At 40.5% G+C, this 25,934-nt stretch carries 12 protein-coding genes; 9 read left to right on the top strand and 3 right to left on the bottom strand.

Annotated features, from left to right (window positions below; genetic code table 11):
• Window positions 1–362: 362 nt before the first annotated feature.
• From nrdA to rdgC, 4 genes are all read left to right on the top strand, one after another.
• A complete protein-coding gene (gene nrdA / locus OLW01_RS06395; protein ID WP_268075909.1) occupies window positions 363–2,642 on the top strand; it encodes a class 1a ribonucleoside-diphosphate reductase subunit alpha in 2,280 nt (759 codons plus the stop codon).
• Between the two features lie 77 nt (window positions 2,643–2,719).
• Complete coding sequence (gene nrdB, locus OLW01_RS06390) at window positions 2,720–3,850, top strand: class Ia ribonucleoside-diphosphate reductase subunit beta (RefSeq protein ID WP_268075907.1); 1,131 nt, start codon at window positions 2,720–2,722, stop codon at window positions 3,848–3,850.
• A 14-nt stretch (window positions 3,851–3,864) separates the two neighbouring features.
• Complete coding sequence (yfaE, locus tag OLW01_RS06385; protein WP_268075906.1) at window positions 3,865–4,128, top strand: class I ribonucleotide reductase maintenance protein YfaE; 264 nt, start codon at window positions 3,865–3,867, stop codon at window positions 4,126–4,128.
• Between the two features lie 168 nt (window positions 4,129–4,296).
• Complete coding sequence (rdgC, locus tag OLW01_RS06380) at window positions 4,297–5,193, top strand: recombination-associated protein RdgC (RefSeq protein ID WP_268075904.1); 897 nt, start codon at window positions 4,297–4,299, stop codon at window positions 5,191–5,193.
• A 153-nt stretch (window positions 5,194–5,346) separates the two neighbouring features.
• Here the strand turns inward: rdgC and OLW01_RS06375 are convergent, their stop codons facing one another.
• Window positions 5,347–6,243, bottom strand: a complete 897-nt coding sequence (locus OLW01_RS06375; RefSeq protein WP_268075903.1) for a hydrogen peroxide-inducible genes activator — start codon at window positions 6,241–6,243, stop codon at window positions 5,347–5,349.
• A 190-nt stretch (window positions 6,244–6,433) separates the two neighbouring features.
• Between OLW01_RS06375 and OLW01_RS06370 the strand changes: the two genes are divergently transcribed.
• From OLW01_RS06370 to OLW01_RS06350, 5 genes are all read left to right on the top strand, one after another.
• Entirely contained in the window at window positions 6,434–7,135 is a 702-nt protein-coding gene (locus tag OLW01_RS06370; protein WP_268075902.1) for a response regulator transcription factor, read from the top strand.
• Complete coding sequence (locus tag OLW01_RS06365) at window positions 7,128–8,540, top strand: ATP-binding protein (protein WP_268075901.1); 1,413 nt, start codon at window positions 7,128–7,130, stop codon at window positions 8,538–8,540. Before OLW01_RS06370 ends, OLW01_RS06365 begins: the two co-directional genes overlap by 8 nt.
• A gap of 95 nt (window positions 8,541–8,635) precedes the next feature.
• Window positions 8,636–9,562 carry an AAA family ATPase gene (locus OLW01_RS06360; RefSeq protein WP_268075900.1) on the top strand — a complete coding sequence of 309 codons (927 nt, stop codon included), beginning with the start codon at window positions 8,636–8,638 and terminating at the stop codon, window positions 9,560–9,562.
• An 11-nt stretch (window positions 9,563–9,573) separates the two neighbouring features.
• Entirely contained in the window at window positions 9,574–10,509 is a 936-nt protein-coding gene (locus tag OLW01_RS06355) for a DUF58 domain-containing protein (RefSeq protein WP_268075898.1), read from the top strand.
• Window positions 10,506–12,536 (top strand): transglutaminaseTgpA domain-containing protein, encoded by a 2,031-nt coding sequence (locus OLW01_RS06350; protein WP_268075896.1) that lies wholly within the window; start codon window positions 10,506–10,508, stop codon window positions 12,534–12,536. The genes OLW01_RS06355 and OLW01_RS06350 overlap by 4 nt, the downstream gene beginning before the upstream one ends.
• A 100-nt stretch (window positions 12,537–12,636) precedes the next feature.
• On the opposite strand, the gene OLW01_RS06345 is transcribed toward OLW01_RS06350, so the two are convergent.
• Entirely contained in the window at window positions 12,637–13,257 is a 621-nt protein-coding gene (locus tag OLW01_RS06345) for a hypothetical protein (protein WP_268075895.1), read from the bottom strand.
• The gene (locus OLW01_RS06340; RefSeq protein ID WP_268075893.1) at window positions 13,257–25,925 is read right to left on the bottom strand and encodes a cadherin-like domain-containing protein; all 12,669 of its coding nucleotides are present in this window, start codon (window positions 25,923–25,925) and stop codon (window positions 13,257–13,259) included. The genes OLW01_RS06345 and OLW01_RS06340 overlap by 1 nt, the downstream gene beginning before the upstream one ends.
• Between the last annotated feature and the right edge of the window lie 9 nt (window positions 25,926–25,934).

Genomic DNA, 25,934 nt, shown 5'->3' with positions numbered 1-25,934 from the left:
ATCGTTTAATTAATCTTCTGCCTCATAAAATAACCTAATTTTAGTATGGTTTTTTAGTAGAAAAAAATGACGTAAATTTTAATTTTTTTATTCTCAAACATTCAGCATTGAAAAGTGAGATATTAGCGTATTTCAAAATTTAAGAAGTTAGTGGGTACTAACGCTTTTTACTAAACTTAAATTCTTGTGATTTTCAAATCAAAACTTGGCTTGCTTTCAATGCAAAACCTCATTATCTTGTGTTAATTCTGATTTCTGCCCCAACATCTTGTGTATACCATTTAATCAACAGATGTTCGGGATACACCTCAGTGTCGATTAACCGCAGAAAGACAACTAAAAAAACAGGATTGAAGATTCGCATGAATGACCAGCTTTTAGTGACCAAACGTAACGGCGTAAAAGAACCTCTAGATTTAGACAAAATGCACAAAGTGATTACTTGGGCTTCAAGTGGTCTTAATAATGTTTCTGTGTCTCAAGTTGAAATGAAATCTCACATTCAATTTTATGATGGCATCAAAACAGAAGATATTCATGAAACTATTATTAAATCGGCAGCGGATCTGATTTCAGAAGAGTCTCCAGATTATCAATATTTAGCTGCACGTTTAGCGATTTTTCACTTGCGCAAACGTGCATATGGCCAATATGAGCCGCCAGCTTTATACAAACATGTGGTCGACTTATGTGAAGCAGGCAAATACGATACACATTTGCTAGCCGATTATACCGAGCAAGAATTTGCACAAATGGACGAGTTTTTAGTTCATAACCGCGATTTAAACTTTTCTTATGGTGCGGTAAAGCAGTTAGAAGGCAAATATTTAGTTCAAAACCGAGTCACGGGTGAAATATATGAAAGCCCTCAATTTTTATATGTTTTAGTGGCTGCCTGTTTATTTGCAAAATATCCAGCTGAAACACGAATGGATTATGTTGAGCGTTTTTATCATGCGATTTCAACGTTTAAAATATCATTACCAACGCCTATTATGTCAGGCGTGCGTACCCCTACTCGTCAATTTAGTTCATGTGTATTAATTGAATGTGGAGATAGCCTAGATTCAATTAATGCTACCTCAAGTGCCATTGTAAAATATGTTAGCCAACGAGCTGGAATTGGGGTCAATGCTGGTAATATCCGAGCGTTAGGCAGCACAATTCGCGGCGGCGAAGCTTTTCACACAGGCTGTATTCCATTTTATAAGCATTTTCAAACTGCGGTTAAAAGCTGTTCACAAGGTGGGGTTCGTGGTGGCGCAGCAACCTTGTTCTACCCACTATGGCATTTAGAAGTAGAATCGTTAATGGTGCTTAAAAATAACCGAGGTGTCGATGATAACCGAGTTCGCCATTTAGATTACGGTGTTCAATTTAACCGTTTAATGTATCAGCGTTTGGTTAAAAACGAATCGATCACTTTGTTTAGCCCAAGCGACGTACCTGGCTTGTACGATGCATTTTTTGCTGATCAACCTAAATTTGAAGAATTGTATGTGAAGTACGAAAACGATCCTTCTATTCGTAAAAAGGCAATAAAAGCCACTGAATTATTTGGTTTATTTGCACAAGAACGTGCCAGCACGGGTCGTATCTATTTACAAAATGTGGATCACTGTAATACACACAGCCCGTTTGATCCAAAAGTCGCACCGATTAAGCAAAGTAACTTATGTTTAGAAATTGCGTTGCCGACTAAGCCACTACGCGATGTAAACGACGAAGAAGCTGAAATTGCATTATGTACTTTATCTGCGTTCAATTTAGGTGCAATTAAAGAATTATCAGAACTGGATGAACTTGCGCAACTTACCGTTAGAGCATTAGATTGCTTATTGGATTATCAAGATTATCCAATCCCTGCAGCCAGAAACTCAAGTATCAACCGTCGAACGCTTGGTGTTGGGGTTATTAATTATGCTTATTACCTAGCCAAAAATGGCGTACGTTATTCTGATGGCAGCGCAAATGGATTAACACATAAAACGTTTGAAGCCATTCAGTATTATTTATTAAAAGCATCAAACGAATTGGCTCAAGAGCAAGGTGCCTGTGAAAAATTCTCAGAGACCACCTATGCACAGGGTATTTTACCAATTGATACTTATAAAAAAGATGTTGATAATGTGTGTGGCGAACCATTGCACCTTGATTGGGAAACATTAAGAAGCAATATTCAGCAACATGGTTTGCGCAATTCAACCTTGTCAGCATTAATGCCGTCAGAAACGTCATCGCAAATTTCAAATGCGACAAACGGCATTGAACCACCACGTGGTTTTGTCAGTATAAAAGCCAGTAAAGATGGTATTTTACGTCAAGTTGTGCCTGATTTTGAAAACCTAAAAAATCAGTATGAATTATTATGGAGCATTCCCTCTAATAAAGGTTATTTAGAGCTAGTTGCTATTATGCAAAAATTTATTGACCAAACTATCTCGGCTAATACCAATTATGATCCGGGCAAGTTTGCCAATAACCGAGTACCTATGCAGCAATTATTAAAAGATTTGCTTTATGCCTATAAGTTAGGGGTAAAAACCCTGTATTATCACAACACTCGCGATGGCGCGGAAGATCCGCAAAAAGATAGCCAACCAGCTGATGATGATTGTGCTGGCGGCGCGTGTAAAATATAATTATTAATCACTTTAGTTTCAGGGCCGTATTATTACAATGCGGCCCTATGCTTTGTTAAAGAGAAAAATCGTCCCTTATGAGTTACACAACTTTCAATAAAAACAACACAGACTATCTTAACGAACCCATGTTTTTTGGCAGCCTCGTGAATGTAGCTCGCTACGACAAACAAAAACATCCAATTTTTGAGCGTCTTATCGAAAAACAGCTAAGCTTTTTCTGGCGTCCGGAAGAAATTGACGTCAGTCGTGACAGAGCCGATTTTCAAAAATTATCAGAGCATGAGCGCCATGTATTTTTAAGTAACTTAAAATATCAAACCTTGCTTGATAGCATTCAAGGCCGCTCACCTAATGTTGCTTTACTTCCGATCGTTTCATTACCAGAACTTGAAACTTGGATTGAAACTTGGGCATTTAGCGAAACCATTCATAGTCGCTCATACACCCACATTATACGAAACATTGTTAATGAACCTGGTTTAGTGTTTGACGATATTGTCGTTAACGAGCAAATACTCAAACGCGCTTATGATATTTCGCACTATTACGACAAATTGATTCAAGCAACACAGCTTTACCATACTCGTGGCGAAGGTTGTTATGAAGTCAATGGCGAAGAAGTTGAAGTTAATTCAAAAGAATTAAAACGTTTAACTTATTTGTGTATTGCGGCAGTTAACGTGTTAGAAGCCATTCGTTTTTATGTGAGCTTTGCCTGTAGTTTTGCTTTTGCAGAACGAGAGCTAATGGAAGGCAACGCTAAAATTATTAAATTAATCGCCCGTGATGAGGCGCTTCATTTAACTGGTACTCAGCACATGCTTAACATTATGGCTGATGGACAAGATGATCCAGAAATGGCTGAAATTGCCCTAATGTGTCGCGAAGATGTGATTGAAATATTTAAAATTGCAGCAGAGCAAGAAAAAGATTGGGCAAAATATTTATTTAAAGATGGCTCAATGATTGGTCTAAACGAAGAAATTTTATGCCAGTACGTTGAATACATAACCAATACTAGAATGACAGCCATTGGCTTGCCAAGTATTTTTCCTACAACGCAAAATCCTATCCCATGGATTAACGCTTGGTTGGTGAGCGATAATGTTCAAGTGGCGCCTCAAGAAGCTGAAATTAGTTCATATCTTGTTGGTCAAATTGACAGTGAAGTCAATACTGATGACTTTGATGATTTTGAGCTGTAATTGCACAGCTCAAAATGTCTGATTTAATAAAATACACTGTTATTCAAAGTGAATATCAAGCATCAGGTGAATCCTGCTTGCTTGATTACCTTGAAAAAAAAGAGCTAGTTGTACACTTTCATTGTCGAGATGGCTACTGTGGTGCTTGCCGAACTGTTTTAATTGATGGCCAAGTAGACTACCCTAACCTACCCCTCGCGTTTGTCCGAAAAGGCGAAATTTTGCCCTGCTGTTGTCATCCAACAAGCGATCTAACGATAGAAGCTGAACCTAAATAACCAAGCTCAACCCCTTGGGTTTATTGATCGTAAACATGCTTTCTAAACAGATGTCTCAAACTGCTGATTTATTCAACATCTAGAATATTTCACGCGATAATTTGATGCAGGCATTCAGTAACTTGGGTATGATAGCTCACAACTTTTTAGAAATTAAGATACGGACTTATGTGGTTTAAAAACGCCTTTTTTTATCAATTCACCCAAGATGTAGAATTTAACGCTGAACAAATTGAAGAGAAACTACAAGAGTTTAGTTTCCAGCCATGCGGTAAAACCGATATGCAATCAATTGGTTGGACACCCGCGTTAGGCCCCAAAGCGGCAACCTTAACTCATAACGCTGGCGACTTTTTATTAGTATGCTTAAAAAAACAAGAAAAAGTGTTACCAGCAGCCGTAGTACGCGAACAATTAGAAGACAAACTTAAAGAGATTGAAGAAGCCGAAGGCCGTAAAGTTAAAGGTAAAGAAAAACAAAATATTAAAGAAGAGCTTATTCATACCCTATTACCGCAAGCCTTTACTAAATCTTCTTTTGTAAATGCTTATATTGCAATGAAAGCAGGTTGGATCGTTATCGAAGCATCAAGTCCAAATAAAGCAGAAGAGCTAACTGCTTATTTGCGAAAATGTTTAGGCTCACTCCCCGTGATTCCACTTGAGATTGAAACCCCACTAATGGCTACCTTTACAGAATGGATGCGTGGTGATCACCCAAGCGATTTCAGCTTAGGGACCGAGGTTGAGCTAAAAGATTTTGCCGAAGACGAAGGAACACTTCGCATTAAAAACTTAAGTTTAGATTCTGATGATTTACAAAACCACTTAAATAACGGCAAACAGGTAACTAAAATTGCTGTGGATTGGGATGATACGTTAAGTTGTGTACTGGCAGATGATTCATCCATAAAACGGATTAAATTTAGCGATGTTGTCAAAGAACAAAATGAAGACATTACCGATGAAGATAAAATGGCACGACTCGATGCCGATTTTGCTTTAATGTCTGGTGAATTAACTCGCTTTATTGAGCGCTTAAAAGCGGTTTACACTCAAGCATAACCCAGAGCGCATTCATTATCGCCATTGTTATAATAATACTATAACAATGGCAGTTTGATATGTTGCAGATTTAAAGTGATGTCCTATCATTTTCTAACATATTCCAGATTGATTAAGCCTGTTTGCGGATATAATTATCATACTAAAAGTTAACTAAATAACTTGAGCTATTAACTCTGCAAACAAATTAAACGTGGTCACACGACGCGTTGTTTGACGCCAAACCAGTGCAATATCCCGACTGGCTGATTCATTGCTGGGCTGCAATAAAATGAGCTCAGATGAATCCATAATACCCGCGTCTATCGCCATTTGAGGCACAAAAGTTGCCCCTCGTAAACATTCAGCCATAGAAACCAAAGTATGTAAATTCGTGGCAGACATACTGCTAACTTTCGCTTTATTAACAAGCCGACAAGCTGTCACCGCGTGCTCGGTTAAACAATGTTCTGCCTGCAATAAAAAAATACTTTCATCTGGAAAATTATCATAACTAAAGTGCTCTACATTAAGTTTTTGATAACTTGGATGTGCCGCTAACCAAAATTTATCTTCGCCCAAAGTTTTACAATGAAAACCGTTTACCTCAACAGGTAAAGCCATCAAAGCACAATCAATTTCGCCACTTTCTAATAACGTCGATAAGTTTTGAGTTGTATCTTCAACTAATTGTAATTTAAGGTCCGGATAAACTTGCTGACACTGCTGAAAAATGGTTTTAAACAAAAAAGGCGCTATGGTAGGAATACAACCTAATTTAATCACCCCAGACATCGGCGCTTGATTATCTGCCGCGCAAGACTTTAATTCGCTCGCTTGCTGCACAATTGCTTTTGCCATCACCACTAAATCTTCTCCGAGCGGTGTAAATACAAAAGATTTATGATCTCTCTCAATTAATTGCTTTTCTAGTTGTTCTTCTAAATTTTGAATTCCCGAACTCAAGGTTGATTGGCTCACAAAACAGGCTTGCGCTGCTCGGTTAAAACTTTTTAAATCGTGCAGTTTAATCAGATATTGTAAGTTTCTTAAACTGGGTAATTTTTCCATTTTGTTTACTCTTCACTCTTAAATTAATGTCATTAATCACCAAGTTAGACTAGCTTAGTTAAGCCCGCATCCAAAGCTTTTTTAAGCAAAGCTAACATTTAATAGTGTAAAAATACTGTAAAAGCGTTGCACCAAATAAATCCGACAGTATAGTTAGCTTATCAATAGTAAAATGGGCGAATAAGTAACAGTGACTGTAAAGAAAATTCTAATAATAGACGACGACCAAGCCCTCGCTGAGTTATTAGCTGAGTACTTAAGTTCTGATTCACTTGAATGCGATATTGCCCAAGATGGTTACACCGGATTAGATAAACTTCGGCATGACAAAATTGATTTAGTTTTATTAGATGTTATGTTGCCGGGCATTGACGGGTTTGAAACATTAAAACAATTAAGACAGTTTTCGAAAACCCCAGTATTAATGTTAACTGCCAAAGGGGATGATTTTGATCGTATTTTAGGGTTAGAACTTGGCGCAGATGACTACCTACCTAAACCCTTTAATCACCGCGAATTGCTGGCTCGAATTAAAGCAATATTACGCCGGTTTGAATATGCGCAGCAACAATACAATACAGATTCAACCCAAGTCGGTAATTTAATTTTAGATCACAATAGTCATAACGTTAGGCTCAATGACCAAGAAGTTGAATTAACCGGTACTGAATTTCAATTTTTATTATATTTAATTGAACATTTATCGCAATTGGTTAGCAAAGAAACATTAAGCCAGCAAATACTTGGTCGCGAGTTAATGCAGTTTGATCGTAGCATTGATATGCATATCAGTAATTTACGTAAAAAATTAAAATCGGATGAGAGCATTCAAATTAAAACCGTTCGCGGGGCTGGCTATCGTTTATTAATTGAAACGAATCAAGATGCTTAGTTTTACTTCTTTAATTAATGTCAGTAAATTAAACCCATTTAATTATTTATTTGGGCGCATTTTTTTAGGCTTTTGGGGTGCTGTTGTTGCCCTTATCTGGCTGGCATTATTTATCAGTTATCAAATTTCCCAAATGGAAGGGTTAACGCCTGCCGATCCTTATCATATCAATCAGCTTAACAATGTCAGAAAACAACTTAATCGTAACCCACAATTAAGTGCAGTCGAGACCATAAAAAAATTACAAAACAAGCATAAAAGACGGATATTTATCCTTAAAAAACAAAATTCAAGACAGATAATACTACCCAATAGCTTACCTGAAGATATCCCAATGAAAAAACTAATGCTGTTAGCCATCGCTAATAGCAAACAACAAATACAACTTGATAAATATATTTTAACCGGTCCGGTTAAAATCATAGAAACTGGAGAGGAATATGAAATATTTATTGCTTACCGTGTCAAATCTCGAAATGAATTTTACAAATTATTATGGAGAATGCCTGATTGGTTAAAGCTGGTTTTAGCTGCGATTGTGACTATTTTACCTTGTTGGATTATTGCTCGTAATATCAGTGTTCCAATTAGCCAGCTTAGAAATTCTAGCCATGCTTTAGCTCAAGGTCACTACAATCACCGGATTGATGTTATTGCTAAGCGCCATGACGAACTAGGTGATTTAGCCCGAGACTTTAACTATATGGCGGGTAAAATTGAAAACCAATTTGAACTTCATAAGCGTTTACTCGGCGATGTTTCCCATGAACTTAGAACCCCATTAACCCGTTTAGAGCTGTCGTTAGCATTAGCCATCAAAAATCCACAAGATTGTGACAAACAACTCAACCGCATTGAAACAGAAATCCATAAACTCGATGAAATGATAGGTAATGTATTACGTCTTGCTCGCCTTGAGAACGAAGATATGGCATTAGATTTAACCCAAATTAATTTGGCCAAAACAATCAGCTCTGTCATTCAGGCAGCCGAGGTGGAAGCCGAGCAAAAGCATATTCAATTACATAAACAATTGCAAAGTGATATCACAGTGAATGCCGATATCATACTTTTGACCACAGCCATTGAAAATATCGTGCGAAATGCAATTAAATACTCTCCCGCATACGGTGAAGTAACAACCACACTTGAATTAAAAGATGGGCTCATTCATATTAATATTACTGACACTGGTAACGGGGTGGGTGAAAATGAGATAAACAAAATATTTACGCCTTTTTACCGTGTTGCTAAAGCGAGAGAGCGCCACTCTGGGGGAACTGGGTTAGGTCTGGCGATTGCACAAAAAGCCATTCACAGACACCAAGGACAACTATCAGCGAGTAACTTGACACCCAAGGGATTAAAAGTGAGTATTGTGTTACCACATTCATTAAAAGGCTAAGTTTATCTATGGTTACTTTTTAGCGTTAAATTGCAGATTACTTAAAGTTAAACTACCTTTAGATTCAATAACCTAAAGTAATAAGCGACGCTACAATGGATGATATAAACCAGCAAATAATTGATAAAATATCCAGTCTTGTATTAGGCAAAGAAGATCCCATTAAATTGTCACTTTGCTGTTTATTAGCTAAAGGACATCTATTAATAGAAGATCTACCCGGTATGGGCAAAACCACTTTATCACATGCCCTAGCAGCCGTAGTAGGACTAAGTTTTAGCCGAATTCAATTTACCTCTGATCTGCTCCCCGCCGATATTGTTGGGGTTTCTATTTTTAAAGCCGATATACATGAATTTAACTTTCATCCCGGTCCGATTTTTAATCAAGTCATTTTAGCTGATGAAATTAATCGCGCGAGCCCAAAAACACAGAGCGCATTACTCGAAGCCATGGCGGAAAACCAAGTAAGTGTTGATGGCACAACTCATTCACTCCCCTCGCCTTTTTTTGTTATTGCGACACAAAATCCGTTACATCAATCTGGCACTTATCCATTACCAGAGAGTCAACTAGACCGTTTTTTAATGCGAATTAGTATAGGGTATCCACCTCATTCTGCTGAGCTGGATATGTTAAAAAAGACACAAAGCCCTTCAATAAATGAAATTGACTTTGCGTGTATTGATAAGCAACAATTACAAAATTTGCAGCAACAAGTCACTCAAATACATGCCTCTGACGAGTTACTTAATTATATTTTAGAACTGGTTAATTTAAGTCGTCAAAGCAGTGAGTTTCCATTTGCTTTATCGCCTAGAGCCAGTCAATCAATTTTACAAGCGGCAAAAGCTTGGGCTTTTATTGAAGGCCGCCAATTTGTTACCGCTGATGATGTACAGGCTATTTTTCCTGCCGTTACTGAGCACAGGCTTGCCCCTGCGGCAACTCATCTTGGCGCAAATAATCAAAACGAATTAAATTATAGCCATAAATTACTCAGTGCAATTAATCCAGTTTAGTGATGTGGCCAATGATTAAGCAACCATTTAATCGTTGGTTAAAACAACGATTTCCAAAAAATGCGAGCCAACAACTTAATAAACGTAATATTTTTATTTTGCCCAGCCGAGCGGGCATTGCTTATCTGTTAATCACTTTTGCTATATTTTTACTCGCGACCAATTATGAAAATAATTTAAGCTTACTATTAAGCTACTGGCTTATCTCTGTTTGGATTATTATTTTGTATTTAAGTTATTTTAATTTATCAGGTCTTCACTGTCAGGCTAAAGCAATTCAAGCGGTGCATGCTCATGATAAAATTCAGCTGGATATTCATCTAAACTCAACCAAACTCAGATTCGACTTAAACTGGCAAGATGAAGCCCAAACCCATATTAAACAACTAAAACCAAACTTACAGCTACTAAAACTAAACTGGACAGCGCCTAGCCGAGGCGTATGGCAACTCCCTCGAATCAAACTATTTAGCCAAGCACCTTTAGGTTTGTTTACTGCGTTTAGTTATCTTGATTTTAACCAACAAACACTCATTTATCCTAAACCACTTGCGTGTCCAGAGTATTTAGCGGGCACAGGTAAAGCAGGCGATAAAAGCGATAACTATAATATTGACCATAAAATGTCAGGTTATGATTTTCAAGGCTTAAAAAATTATCAAGCTGGAGACGCTTTGTCTCGCGTGGCTTGGAAACGAATAACGATAAATCAAAACTGGCAAATAAAACAATTTGACCAACCACAAAGCAGCCAAGTCTGGTATGCAATCCAACATATCAGTGCGCAAACTCACGAAGACAAGCTCAGAAAACTCACATGGCTAATCATTCAAGCAGAAGCGCAAGGTTACCAATATGGTTTACAGTTAAATCACACTGAATTGCCGCCGGCTCAAGGGCCCGATCATTTAACACAGTGTTTAATTTTATTGGCCAAGCATCCATGAAAATCAAAAATCAAAATCACGTACAGCCAATATCGCTAACCAGTTTAATTTTGTTTATTGCTGGTAACCTGATCACTTTGTTTTACCAGGCTTTTGAAACCAGTTTTTATCCATTTTGTTTTGCGCTAGCCTGTATGGCAATTCGCTTATATGCCTACTACTACCCAAATTTTAAATTGAAAAAGCGACATTTAATTACTCTATATGTTTTTGCAACCGCTATTTTAATTAGCAGTTATTTTGCCAAAGATATTTTAACTTCCCTTTTCGCGATGCTAATTTGCTTGCAAAGTTTGAGTATTGCTAACATGAAACAGGGTCGAGAACTGAAAACTTGTGCTTGGGTTTTATTATTTTTAGTGGCGGCAAATTTACTATTTTATCCCCAATTTTATCATGTACTCATTTTATTTTTTGCCATCACTTTAGCCTTAAGCTCACTGTATAGCTATAGCTGCCAAATCACCTCACTAAAAACAGCCCTCGCGAAGCTCAGTCAAATTGCAATTTTAGCGTTGCCTGTAGCCGCCATTTTATTTTTAGTTATGCCTAGATTACCACCCCTGTGGCAAATGCCAAAAACAAGTAGTCAAACCCGCGGACTGCACAGTGAAATTAAGTTTGGCGATATCGCTGAGTTAAGTCAGTCTAATAATCTAGCATTTCGCGCCAATTTTAATGGTCAAGTGCCCAATAATAATCAATTGTATTGGCGAGCATTTGTGCTGCAGCAGTTTGATGGCGACAGCTGGCAACGCAGCGACTATATGAAGCGCTGGCAAGACAAAGCAGAAAATGAAAAAATAGGAACCCAAACAGCTCAATTAAGTGGCAAAACATTTGACTACCAAATCGTTACCGAAGCCAGCTTTCAAAATTGGTTATTTGCTTTAGATTTAGCCAGCAGTCAACATAGTCAAGTGGTGTCATTACCAGATTTTAGTTTGTATTCAACTGAAAAATTGACTCAAAAGTTTCAATATCAAGTTACTTCTTATCCGCAAGCCAATTTAGTCACTCAAGATAAAAACCAAATTAAGCTTTTAAATTTACAATTACCGAAAGGGGATAATCCAAAAACACGCCAATGGTTAGCACAGCTTAAGCAACAAACTAAAACTGATGCTGAGTTAATTAAACGCATACTCGCTCATTTTAATCAGCAGGCATTTTATTACTCAACGAAACCACCTAAGTTACAAGCGCCTAATAAAATAGATGATTTTATTTTTAATACTCAAACGGGGTTTTGTGAGCACTATGCCAGCGCATTTGCCTATGTAATGCGCCTAGCTGATATTCCAGCTCGAATTGTCGCTGGCTATTTAGGCGGAGAATATAATCCAACTGGTGGCTATTACAGTGTTTATCAATTCGATGCTCATGCATGGGTTGAAATTTGGCAAGCTGATACTGGCTGGACACGAATTGATCCAACCGCTTATGTGGCGCCTGACAGAATTGAATTTGACTTAAGGCAGGCAATTGGTAACGATAACTTTTTGGCTGATCGAGGGTTTTCATTGCTGGGCTATGATCAAATAAATGCGATCAAAAATATCAGATTACTGATTGCCAACTTAGATTACCAATGGACTTTGTGGGTACTAAATTATAATAACGCTAAACAAAAAGATATATTTAATTTTTTGTTTGGAAAAAGTGGTCAGTGGTTTACCCAATTCATTATATTGATCATGGTTATCAGTTTGCTTGCGTTCTTAACGTTAATTGCGTGGTGGCTTGCCTCTCAAAAAAGCCATAACAGCAAACTGGATAAACTATCTGCTAAAGCGTGCAAAATATTGGAAAAAAAGTATGCTATCCATAAACAAACAAGCCAAACATTCAATCAAATTAATTTATCTACAGTAACAAACGCAAAACAGGCACAAATAGATAGCCATTTAAATAACACTTGGGCTGATTTTTGTTACCATTTTGAACAATTAAAATACGCAAAACTCAGCGACACTGAATCAAAATACCATTATAAAAACTGTAAAAGGTTATTGAATCAGCTTTAGTAAAATAGCTTAGATATGATTTAAAATGCGCCTGTGATTTAACATATAGTTACCACACAGGCGCGCTTGGTTCTTGGTTATTTATTCCTATTACTTCAATTTAAAAATGATAGCTCAACTTACCCGAAAATTCGTGAATATATTCAGTTAAAATATAGGCACGATACTGCATTCCCACCGACCAGCTATCATTCAGTTGATACCCAGCTCTGGCCCCTAAATATCCATCTGTAGCTCTGTCTTGTGTTCGGTATCGAGTACCATTTTCACTTTCACTGATAATTACATTTTGCCAAATAATAGTGCCTATTTGACCATTAATAAACCAATTATCTTCAGCAAAAATCGTTTTTTCACCGCCAATAGTTACCCCCTCTACTAATATGGGAGCAAGCGTGACTACAGTTTCATGATATTGCTCTGGCGTGTAAGATTCAGCTTGCAGCTCAACATTTGCATGGCCTAAATCTAAATAACCAACTTGTAAGCTTGCCCAGTCAAATTGATAACCAAATTCAATTGACCAGCTCGTATCGCTATCATTTACACTAACAATATCTGGATGCGCTTGAGCCTGTTCAGTGCGTGCTTCACCAAAAGAAACTGATAAGCTATATGGATTTGCTATGACCTGAGCCGAACATAAACCTAAACTAATAAACGCACAGGCTTTAATAGTTGTTTTAGGCATATTTGCGCTGGTTAATTTATTCATTTTCATTATTTTTGTCCTTTTTGTGGCGCAACTGCACGTTTTTGTCTGTAACGAGTTAAGGCCCCTGCTAACAAGCCAAACAAACTCCAAATGCCTGTACTACCGCCAGAAGATTTATTGCTTATTTTAACTTGCTCAGGTCCTGTGACTGTGACCGTTACGCTGGCATTTGCCTGGCCGCCTTCACCATCGTTTATCACATAATCAATGGTATCTTCGCCGATAAATTCGCCCGCAGTATAAGTGATGGTATTATTTACGATAGCCACTTCACCTGATTGTGCGCTCGCAGAATCTATCTGCAAACTATCACCATCAATATCACTATCATTAGACAGTACATTAATCTGCACTGAACGACTGCCATCAATTGTTAACGTATCATTTTCAGCGATAGGCGCTCGGTTAGGTTTAACGGTAACACTCACTTTCGCAGAGCCTGTACCACCATTACCGTCAGTAATACCGTATTCTATCGTGTCATTACCTGCATAATTTGGATTAGGGCTGTAAGTAATTTGATGATTAGCTTCAATCAGTACACTACCAAAACTAGCTGAAACGCTACTAATTTGAATATCATCTCCATCGACATCTGTATCGTTATTTAATACATCTATCGTCACACTGGTATTCCAGGCCAATTCAGCTATGTCATCCATGGCAACAGGTGAGCTATTATTCGACGCTATAACGGCAATACCGCCTGGGTCAGTAATAGAACCGTTCGCCATACCGTCGTCATCATTAGGCCCGCCATCTTCAATGGTTAATTGAACGCACCAGTGGCCTTCGGTTAATCCAGCAATCCAAGCATCATCTCCCGGAGGTGGACAAACGCCAGCTTCGCCTAATGCTGATGATATTTGATTACGCTCATCTTCAACAAAATTGACCCAAGTTCCATCAATGATCTTGCGATAAACCGCACTTTCCGGAATCGGCATAGCTTGAGGTACAACAAGTTGATAGCTCTGACCTTTTTCAGGTAAACCATAGGCAATAAAGTCGATCAATCCACCCACGATAGTGGCTTCATTATCCGTGACTAGGTCATTTAAGATTTGCTCATCGTCTAACAGTAAACCACCTGTGTTGCTTAGTGCAGAGGTTGCCCCTTTTCGTAAACAAACGCCCGGGTCGCCTTCAACTAAAAATCCTTGTTGAACGTCTAATTGCTCCGGCATCACATTACAATCAGATATCGCATCCTGATAATCAGGAATACCGTCACCATCAGTATCTGCAAACCCTTCTTCTGCATCTGGGATTAAATCTCCATCTGAATCTATCTCCGCGCTTAACAATTGCAAACTATTACGCACTTCAATATACACAGTTTGCATATCACTTAATTGAGGTGAGCCTGAATCGGTTACGGTTAAGCTAATTGGATAAACCCCTGGGTTTAATAATAAGGGATCAAACTCAAACCGGTCGCTTTCTGAGCTTAAATTGACAATGTCATCATTGGTTGACCAGCTAAATGTCATGGTGTCACTTGGGTTTGGATCCGTCACTTTCGCCGTGACATTCACTAACCCGGTTTCCTGACTAACAATTAATCGCTCTTCCCCATCTTGCTCAACGGTTAAGTCAGCTGTTGGGGCGATATTATCTTCGCTAATGAGTAATCTGGTTGATTTTTTAGCGCCTGTATTTAACCCCTCTCCCAAATTAATGATGATACTTTCATCGGCTTCTATCTCGCTATCAGATAATAGTTTAAAGCTCAATTGAGCTTGTGTGCCCGAAAGAATATCAACGCTAGTTTGGTTCAACTCATAATCCACGCCTGCTTCAGCTGTACTATTATCATCGACATTAAACGGAATAGTCAGAGGGTATTGCGGCGCTGGACCATTTAGTAAAAAGTTAACCGTAACGGTAGAGCCTTCACTAACGACTTGGTCTTTACTAATAGAGATTAAAGGGTTAACTACGACAGCTTGTTCAACTGTGCTTTCATTCCCTTGGGCATCCACCGCTCGCCAGTAAGCAATATGATTGCCTGGCTTAAAGTAGGTGGTTCCGTCTACTAATGAAACCGGTAAAGGGTTCCCCAATGCGTCAACTGCGGTTGCAACACCTAAATCGACTTTAGTAAACAGGCCTGTCGCATTCACTTCAACATCATCAGGCACACTAATCACTGGTGGCTCGCCTAACTGAACACCTGTAATTTGTAATTTAACCTGCGCTTGCGAGCGACCTTTATTACCATCTCGAACTGAATACGCTAATGTTACATTTCCGGTGAAATTATCAGGTGCTTGGTAAATAATGCTATCTTGATTTTCATTTATAGTAGCCTGCCCTACAGAAGCACTAACACCTTCTATTATTAACGTGTCACCATCAATATCGCTATCATTTGAAAGCACGTTTAGCGTGTAACTGTCAGAGACTGCTTTTTCCAAGTTAAAGCTATCTGCTTGAGCAACTGGTAAATCATTCACGGCGGTAACCGTTAAATCTACCGTATATTCAACCGATTCAGCACTGCCGTCAGTTACCACATAAACAAAGCGATCACTTCCATTAAAATTCAAATTAGGCTGATATTGCCAACCCGAATCCTGTGGTATTAATAAGCCATTTTGTGGTGGTTGTTGAATCTCCAAACTCAGCATATCGCCGTCAACATCATTAATATCAGGCATTATCAACACAGTACCGTCTTCAATGACATTAACTTGCATATTCGTCCCTGTAGGCGCATCGTTAACAGCAGATACATTCACATTGACCGTGATAGAATCAGAATCCATGCCATCACTGACTTGAATCGTAAAGCTATCACTGCCATTAAAGTTTGTTTGCGGAGTGTAATTCACACTCGCTGTATCGCCTGTCCCGTTGATTAAAGCTGTTCCTGAATTAGCATCAGTTGAAACGGACCAAGATAAGCTATCTCCATTTGCATCTGTCGCATTAAGCAGCAACCCAAATGCAGTAGGTACACTATCTTCACTCATATCAACTTGGATAGCATCACCTTGAGTAATAACGGGTGCTTTTTGATAAAGTTTATTGACTGTATCGGTAAAGCGCTGGCTTTGATTGTTCGCTGCATCAATTAATACAATCGAAATAGTGAGCTCGCCTTCTGCTAACCCCTTAACATCAATGCCTTCAATCAATTGATTTGAGTCTGTCACTATACCTGTGCCGGTGACGGCTTGGTTGTTACTGTCGGTAATAGTATATTGGTATTGGCTACCAACTTCTGCACCTGAAAGTGAAACACTTGCTGAAGTATCATTGCTTAAGTCAATTAAACTTTGCTCAATATTAACATCAAAGTCAGCTGGTGTAGTTGAATCTTCTGTAATGTTAGGCACTGTGGCAAAGCTCGACACATTGCCAGCTTTATCAATTGCTTGAACCACATAACGATGCACTGTATTTTCACTAAGCGTGATGTCAAAAGCCCATTCATCATTTACTACATCGGCCACTGCTATTGCTTCACTAGTGTCAGGCTGTCCGTCATTATTTTCATCAATAAATAATTTAACCTGAATACCTTCTGAATGGGTGCCCGTGATTTGGATGCTGTCTGCGTTAATTACAGTTGCTTGTTCAGGGTACGAGATCAATGGTTGTTCTGGCGCTGAGGTATCTACTAAAGTTGCTGTGTTTTGTTCATTCGTGAAAGTTAAATCAGCTGGGTTGCCCGAACTATCTTCAATAACATCGCCATTAAGTACAACGCCACTCGCTAACACCACAACACCATCGTCATCCGCGTCGCCTGCCTCAACAATATATTGGTAGTTCAGTGCTGTTTGGGTCGCTGATATAAACTTGGCTTGCTTATCTTCACCACCGATATCAACGCTTAGCGTTGAATTTGTCCCCGAAACACTCACTGCTTTATCTAACGTAACACTAAAGCTCAGGGTATCACCCGCTTTAAAGTCACCTTCCATAAGCTGAATGTCTAAAACACCCGGTATTTGGGTATCTTTAGTTACTTGAGTATTATTTTCAGTTGACGTATTACCGGCTTCATCTGTTTGGGCAATATTAATCATCAATATACCATCAGATAGCGCTGATAAATCAGTTTGCGCTGTTGTCCATTCACCCTGGCTGTTAGCTGTCGTCTGCATTGTCACGGACGCGTTATTTTCGTCTGTAACAGTCAATTTAACAAGCGCGTTAGCTTCACTGCTACCGGTCAAAATTAGCTGACTGGCTTCTGCTGCATTAACGACATCATCAGCTGCTATAGGGGTTGTAATGACTGGCGCACTCGGTGCTGCATTATCTAAAGTGATATCTTGCGTTGCACTGCTTGATTCATTACCTGCATCATCAGTTTGCGTCACGGCGACCGTCAGTGTGCCGTTGGTTAATGCTGAGATATCTATCTCTTTGCTTTCAATTGTCCAGTTGCCGTTTGTATCGGCTGTGGTTTGAATTGAGACACTACCAATGGTAATGGTTAAGCTTGCATTCGCTTCTGCGCCACTGCCTGAAATCAGGACACTATCGTCTTCATTTGCATTGACGATATTGTCGATTTCAATCGGGGTGCTGATGCTTGGGGCCGTTGGGGCAGCATTGTCTAACATGATGCTTTGTGTGGCAGCCGTTGAGGTATTACCTGCTTCATCGGTTTGGGTTGCCGACACGGTTAAGCTGTCATTGTTAAAGGTAGAGACATCTATCTCTGAGCCGGCGAGTGTCCAGTTGCCTGAGCCATCGGTTGTTACTGTGCGTGATACGCTACTGTTATTATCGGTGATGTTCACTGTCACAGTCGCATTATTCTCGCCACCTGTGCCTTGAATTAATACATCATTGTCTTCCGCTGCATTGACGATGCCATCTGTTTCGATCGGCGTTGTAATAACTGGCGCACTCGGTGCGGTATTGTCTAACGTGATGGTTTGTGTGGCTACAGTTGAGGTGTTGCCCGCATCGTCCGTTTGGGTTGCCGAGACGGTTAAGCTGCCGTTGTTAAAGGCAGAGACATCAATTTCTGAGCCTGCGATGGTCCAGTTGCCTGAGCCATCCGCTGTCACTTGTGCAGTCTCTGTATTAGAGCCATCGCTGATTTTAATATCAACCGTTACATTCGCTTCTGCACCTGAGCCAGTGATGAGTACATCATTGTCTTCGGCGGCGTTAATATAGCCATCACCTTCAATTGGGGTGGTAATCGTTAATGCACTTGGCGCTTGGTTGTCTAACGTAATATTCTGAGTGGCCGCTGTTGAGGTATTACCTGCCTCATCCGTTTGGGTCGCAGAAACGGTTAAGGTGGCATTATTAAAGGCAGAGACATCAAGCTCGCTGCCACTCAACGTCCAATTACCGCTGCCGTCTGCTGTGACCGTGCTGCTCACTGTGCTGTTGTTATTGTCGGTGATAGTAACAGTCACGCTGTTATCTGCTTCTGCGCCACTACCCGCAATTAGTACATCATTGTCTTCTGCAGCATTGACGATGCCATCAGTTTCGATTGGCGTTGTGATAACTGGCGCACTCGGTGCTGCATTATCTAAAGTGATATCTTGCGTTGCACTGCTTGATTCATTACCTGCATCATCAGTTTGCGTCACGGCGACCGTCAGTGTGCCGTTGGTTAATGCTGAGATATCTATCTCTTTGCTTTCAATTGTCCAGTTGCCGTTTGTATCGGCTGTGGTTTGAATTGAGACACTACCAATGGTAATGGTTAAGCTTGCATTCGCTTCTGCGCCACTGCCTGAAATCAGGACACTATCGTCTTCATTTGCATTGACGATATTGTCGATTTCAATCGGGGTGCTGATGCTTGGGGCCGTTGGGGCAGCATTGTCTAACATGATGCTTTGTGTGGCAGCCGTTGAGGTATTACCTACTTCATCGGTTTGGGTTGCCGACACGGTTAAGCTGCCGTTGTTAAAGGCAGAGACATCAATTTCTGAGCCGGCGATGCTCCAGTTGCCTGAGCCATCGGTTGTCACTGTGCGTGATACGCTACTGTTATTACCTGTGATGTTCACTGTCACAGTCGCATTATTCTCGCCACCTGTGCCTTGAATTAATACATCATTGTCTTCCGCTGCATTGACGATGCCATCTGTTTCGATCGGCGTTGTAATAACTGGCGCACTCGGTGCGGTATTGTCTAACGTGATGGTTTGTGTGGCTACAGTTGAGGTGTTGCCCGCATCGTCCGTTTGGGTTGCAGAAACGGTTAAGCTGCCGTTGTTAAAGGCAGAGACATCAATTTCTGAGCCTGCGATGGTCCAGTTGCCTGAGCTATCGGTTGTCACTGTGCGTGATACGCTACTGTTATTATCTGTGATGTTCACTGTCACAGTCGCATTATTCTCGCCACCTGTGCCTTGAATTAATACATCATTGTCTTCGGCGGCGTTAATCACACCGTCCGTTTCAATTGGGGTGGTGATAGTAACTAAGTCTGGTACTGTATTATCAATACTTGCGTTAGTTGAATCAGCAGTGGTTGTGCTATTGCCTGAGTTATCAGTTGCTGTAACCGAAATATTTCGGTTATTAGCATCAATAGAGCCCGCAACAATAGTATAAGTAGCTGTCCAAGTACCTGATGAATCAGATGCTAAAACTGCGCTACCGCCACCAAATTGAGAAAAGTCTATTGCAACATTGTTTATTGTATCGCTGTTATTATCTCCACCTGCAGTGTTATTCCATGTTGCCGTAACCTTATCGCCAATTTTATAAGAGCCATCATTGCCAGAAGCGCCGGAAATTGAGATATTTGAATCTGAAACTGTTGGTGCGCTGTTATCAACGGTGACGTTTGAAGTGTCTGAGCTTGTTCTTGAACCAATGCTGTTGGTTACTGAAATACTAACATTTTGGTTTATTGCGTCTATAACACCAGCGACTATCGTATAGCTCGCTGTCCATGTACCTGCACTTTCTGTTGCAGCTACAGCAGAGCTTCCACCAAAGTTTGAGAAGTCGGCAGTAACACCCGTTACGCCTGAATTATTATCACCCGCCCCAGTATTATTCCAACGAACGGTAACTGTATCGCCTAACTTAAATGCGCCATCTGTTCCTGTTCCACCCGATATGGAAATATTCGCAGCATTAATGACTGGCTTAATTGCTACGCTAACGGTAGACGCAATTGATAATTCAGCAGTATCATCGCCGCCGTTTGCGGTACCACCATTATCTTTTAATGATGTAAGCGTAACCACTCTGGCACTAACGTTTGGCTGTACCTTGGTATTATTGTATTGAATCGCATTTAAAACCGACTCTGTTGCTGCATCAGTTAACGAGCCACCTGTTAGCGTAACAGTTGCAGTTGAACCACTAACATCTACCGCATAATTTAAGCTATTTGATGCTGTTGTACCAGATGTCCCATGAGTTAAAGCGATCGCCGTTCCGGCTATCGTAATTTTTTCATTTGCACCATCATTTACATTACTAACAGTCAAGCTAAAACCAGTCACAGCTTCACTTGCATCAATTGTGCTAACATCAGCCGAGCTGAATACGTTAACTGCACTGCCCCCTTCATTAAAGGTAGGGTTTATTGAAGTAGCCGTAACGGTTGGTTGATCGTTAACTGGGGTAACCGTAATCGCAAAAGTTTGACCACTGACTGTAGCATTCTCATCATCCGATACTTTAAAAACAAAGCTATCTGAAGTCGTTTCTCCGCCATTGTGAACATAATGCAAATCATCACTATCAATTGTGGTTTGAGTAAAGCTTGCATTACTAGGGACACTTAACGCTTCCCCGTCATCTAAAGTATCATTGGCGTTATTATCAACAAATAACGTACCATTTGTGGGTAAGGTTGAAACTGTGTAGGTTAATGCACTGGTTGCATCATCAACATCACTCGCTGCTAAAGCTGTGTTACTAATTTGGCTACTTGCCCCTTCATTCAGGGTTAAGCCATTATTGTTAGAAACAACAGGTGTATCGTTAACGGCTGCAATATTAAAGTAAGTAAAGCCTAAGGTTACATCTGCGTTTCCGTCATTAGCAATAACCGTTAACATCGCAGAATTTTCACCGTAAGCGTTATTCGCACCTGTGTATTTAATATTAGAAACTGTGTCTAAATAGGCGTTAATGTCTGCAGGGCTACCCGTTAGTGTGATCGTTGACGAATCCACTAAGGTTTCTATCACGCTACTTCCGTCGGCTGGCGTTGCAAAACTGCCGCCATCAATTTTTAATGTAACCGTAATTGTACCATTGTCTGTATCTGCAAATTCAACGGCTGATAAATCTAGGTTTCCATTAGTATCTTCGGTAAAACTTAAACCGCTAGGTAAGCTCGCTACCGTGGGGTTGTCGTTTACATTCGCAACATTGATTGAGAACGTCTGACCGGTCACACCGGCATTTTCATCATCTTTTAAATCAAAGATAAAGCTGTCAGTTAAATTGTCTGTGCCATTATGAACGTATTTAACCAGACCATTATTAATATCATCCTGGGTAAAGGTTTCATTCACCGCAAGCGCTGTGTCATTGAGCGTAATTGAACCATAGCTTGGCAGTGTGGTGACTGTGTAAGTTAAATTCGTTGCTGTGTCTGTTGTATCAACATCGGTATATTCAAGCTTGGCTTGGGTGATACTGGCGCTGCCGCCTTCGCTAATATCGCTCGTTGACAGACCTGTATTGGTATTGGCTGTTGGCGCATCATTCACCGGGTTAATGGTAATAGCGAATGTTTGACCGGTTACCGCCGCCACACTGTCTTCACCGCCATCCGCTAAGTCAAATTCAAAGCTGTCTGATGTCGTTTCACCGCCATCATGCTCATAACGTAAACCACCATTATTCAGCGCCTCAATATCTTGCTGAGTAAAGGTGTCATTCACACTTAACGCTTCGCCGTCATCTAAGGTGCTGTTGCTGTTTGCATCCACAAACAAGGTGCCGCTGCTCGGCACCGTGGTAACCGTATAGGTCAATCCGGTGCCAGAATCATCTGCATCACTGGCATTGAGTTCGGTGGTTGTGATTTGGCCGTTAGCGCCTTCATTTAAGGTTAAACCGGCATTATTTGCGACCGTTGGTGCATCATTAATTGGCGTGACAGTGATATTAAAAGTTTGGCCGGTTACTGCCGCCGCACTGTCTTCACCGCCATCGGCAACGCTAAATTCAAAGCTGTCTGTGGTGGTTTCACCACCGTTATGCACATAATGTAAGCCGCCATTATTGGCTGCATCAATATCATTTTGAGTGAGCGTGCCATTTAACGCAAGTGCTTCACCATCATCTAAACTGCTATTGCTGTTCGCATCAATAAACAATGAGCCATTTGCCGGTAGCGTGGTGATAGTAAAAGTAATATCCGTTGCTGCATCATCAACATCGCTCGCCGCTAAAACCGTATTGCTAATTTGGCTACTTGCCCCTTCATTTAGGGTTAAGCCGCTATTCGTTGAGACCGTGGGCGCATCATTCACCGCGGTTAAGTCGATATTAATACTACCAACACTCACATCGCCACTACCGTCACCATCGTTAACGCTAACGCTCAAGGTTGCCTGATTATCACCTGCAACATTTGCGGCGCCGGTGTAATTAATGTTAGTTGTCGTGTCTAAATAAGTATTAATGTCCGCTACACTGCCCACTAAGGTAATCGTAGTTGAGTTAACCAGCGTTTCCGTCACACCACTGCCCACACCTGAGCCATCGGCTGGTGTCGAAAATACGCCCGCAGAGATCGATAGAGTGACCGTTATATTCGCACTATCTGAATCGCTAAATGTAATAGCCGATAAATCAAGGTTGCCATTGGTATCTTCGGTAAAATTAGAATCGGTTGGTAAGCTCGCTACCGTGGTGTTGTCGTTTACATTCGCAACATTGATTGAGAACGTCTGACCGGTCACGCCGGCATCCTCGTCATCTTTTAAATCAAAGATAAAGCTGTCAGTTAAATTGTCTGTGCCATTATGAACGTATTTAACCAGACCATTATTAATATCATCCTGGGTAAAGGTTTCATTCACCGCAAGCGCTGTGTCATTGAGCGTAATTGAACCATAGCTTGGCAGTGTGGTGACTGTGTAGGTTAGGTTTGCTGCTGTATCGTCTACATCGGTATATTCAAGCTTGGCTTGTGCCAGTGTTGCACTGCCGCCCTCGCTGATATCCGAGGTGCTCAAGCCTGTGTTGGTATTGGCTGTTGGTGCATCATTCACCGGGTTAATGGTAATAGCGAATGTTTGACCGGTTACCGCCGCCGCACTGTCTTCACCGCCATCCGCTAAGTCAAATTCAAAGCTGTCTGATATCGTTTCACCGCCATCATGCTCATAACGTAAACCACCATTATTCAGCGCTTCAATATCTTGCTGAGTAAAGGTGTCATTCACACTTAACGCTTCGCCGTCATCTAAGGTGCTGTTGCTGTTTGCATCAACAAATAAAGTGCCATTGGTTGGAATTGTGGTGACCGTATAAGTTAAGCCTGTGCCTGAATCATCTGCATCACTGGCATTGAGTTCGGTGGTTGTGATTTGGCTATTAGCGCCTTCATTTATGGTTAAACCGGCATTATTTGCGACCGTTGGTGCATCATTAATTGGCGTGACAGTGATATTAAAAGTTTGGCCGGTTACTGCCGCCGCACTGTCTTCACCGCCATCGGCAACGCTAAATTCAAAGCTGTCTGTGGTGGTTTCACCACCGTTATGCACATAATGTAAGCCGCCATTATTGGCTGCATCAATATCATTTTGAGTGAGCGTGCCATTTAACGCAAGTGCTTCACCATCATCTAAACTGCTATTGCTGTTCGCATCAATAAACAATGAGCCATTTGCCGGTAGCGTGGTGATAGTAAAAGTAATATCCGTTGCTGCATCATCAACATCACTCGCTGCTAAAGCTGTGTTACTAATTTGGCTACTTGCCCCTTCATTCAGCGTTAAACCATTATTGTTAGAAACAACAGGTGTATCGTTGACGGCTGCGATATCAAAGTAAGTAAAGCCTAAGGTTACATCTGCGTTTCCGTCATTAGCAATAACCGTTAACTTGGCAGAATTTTCACCGTAAGCGTTATTCGCACCTGTGTATTTAATATTAGAAACTGTGTCTAAATAGGCGTTAATGTCTGCAGGGCTACCCGTTAGTGTGATCGTTGACGAATCCACTAAGGTTTCTATCACGCTACTTCCGTCGGCTGGCGTTGCAAAACTGCCGCCATCAATTTTTAATGTAACCGTAATTGTACCATTGTCTGTATCTGCAAATTCAACGGCTGATAAATCTAGGTTTCCATTAGTATCTTCGGTAAAACTTAAACCGCTAGGTAAGCTCGCCATCGTGGGGTTGTCGTTTACCGCTGCAATAGTGACAACCGCCTGATTAATACCATTACTACTTGCGAGTCCATCGTTAAAGGTATAATTCAGCGCAACCGACGAGGCTGGGTTATCTGAACTGTTACTGTACGTTATATTTTGTAATACGGAGTCAACAATAGCCGACGTGGCATTAGAATTAAAAGTTAAAACGAGTGTGCCCGATGAATTTGTGGTAACTGTCCCAACATTGGAGCCATTGTAGCTAAAGCTATTGCTCTGTGTTAACGCACCTAATAAACCACTATTTGCAAATATATCTTCACTATTAGCACCACCGTTTCTGACGATAGTTAAAGAGGCATTGTTGTAATTGCCAGTCCCGCTGTCTAAAGCGTCTAGCTCAGTATCGGAAATGGTGACATTATTATCTAATACAACAGCAGAGCCACCCTCTGTATAGCTTGAAGACCCATCTAGGTTTGCAAACACAGGCACAGTATTTGGTGCTGCGATAGTCGTTATATCTAGCTTAGTCGGCGTAGACTGTAAGTTAGGTGTTCCTTCATCATCCTCTGCGATAAAATAAACATCATAAGCGGTCGATGCAGTTAACCCTGTTAAAGTGATTGTCCCAGTATAATTACCTGAGTTTAATGTAACATTTGCACTGCTAATCACTTCTGCGGAGCGACCAGAACCCATATCATAATCAACACCCGCTTTAACCTGTGCTGCATTTGGTGCAAAAGCATCATCTGCCACCACAATTGCATAAACTTTTCCGCCTTCGTTAATATCGAGATTAAAAACTGCTTGATTATGATTAATTGCATTTTCAGAAGGTGTTGAACTATCAAAAGTAGGCGGGGTAGTATCTGCAGGCGAATTCGCACCATGCCAAGTCCCACTATTAGTAGTGCAAGTCATTTGCAAATAATGATAGGCGATCCAGCCATTGTAATGGCAATGAGGTTGTCCTGTATAACCCGCAAAGTTTTTTCTTGCTTCCAAATCCCCTGACACGCTCGCTACTTGCTTATTTCCACTATTCAACAAACCATTTTGTTTTAAAAATTCAATTGCACTATGAGTGGGGGTAGCAGTAGGGTTGGTTTGTTTGGCTATTTGCACCTTAGTTTTAGCTAGTTCGCTGGCCATAAATGGCTTGAACGGGGTTTCAATATCAACATTAAGATTAGCCGTTGCCTGCTTAAATGCTTGCGTTTGATTATATACGCTAACTGAACCACTTAAAGTGAGTAAGCTTGATGTATAGGAATTTTCAGCAAAACCATAAGGGGAAGCCATTGCTAATACTGGCAAAGCAGCTTTGGCTACTAAATTGGGTTTATGTATATGTGTAAATGTTTTCATTTAGCTATC

The sequence above is a fragment of the Catenovulum adriaticum genome, from assembly GCF_026725475.1.
GTDB lineage: Bacteria > Pseudomonadota > Gammaproteobacteria > Enterobacterales > Alteromonadaceae > Catenovulum > Catenovulum adriaticum.
The sequence above is the reverse complement of the archived record's forward strand: the minus strand, read 5'-3'. Positions and strand labels throughout refer to the sequence as shown.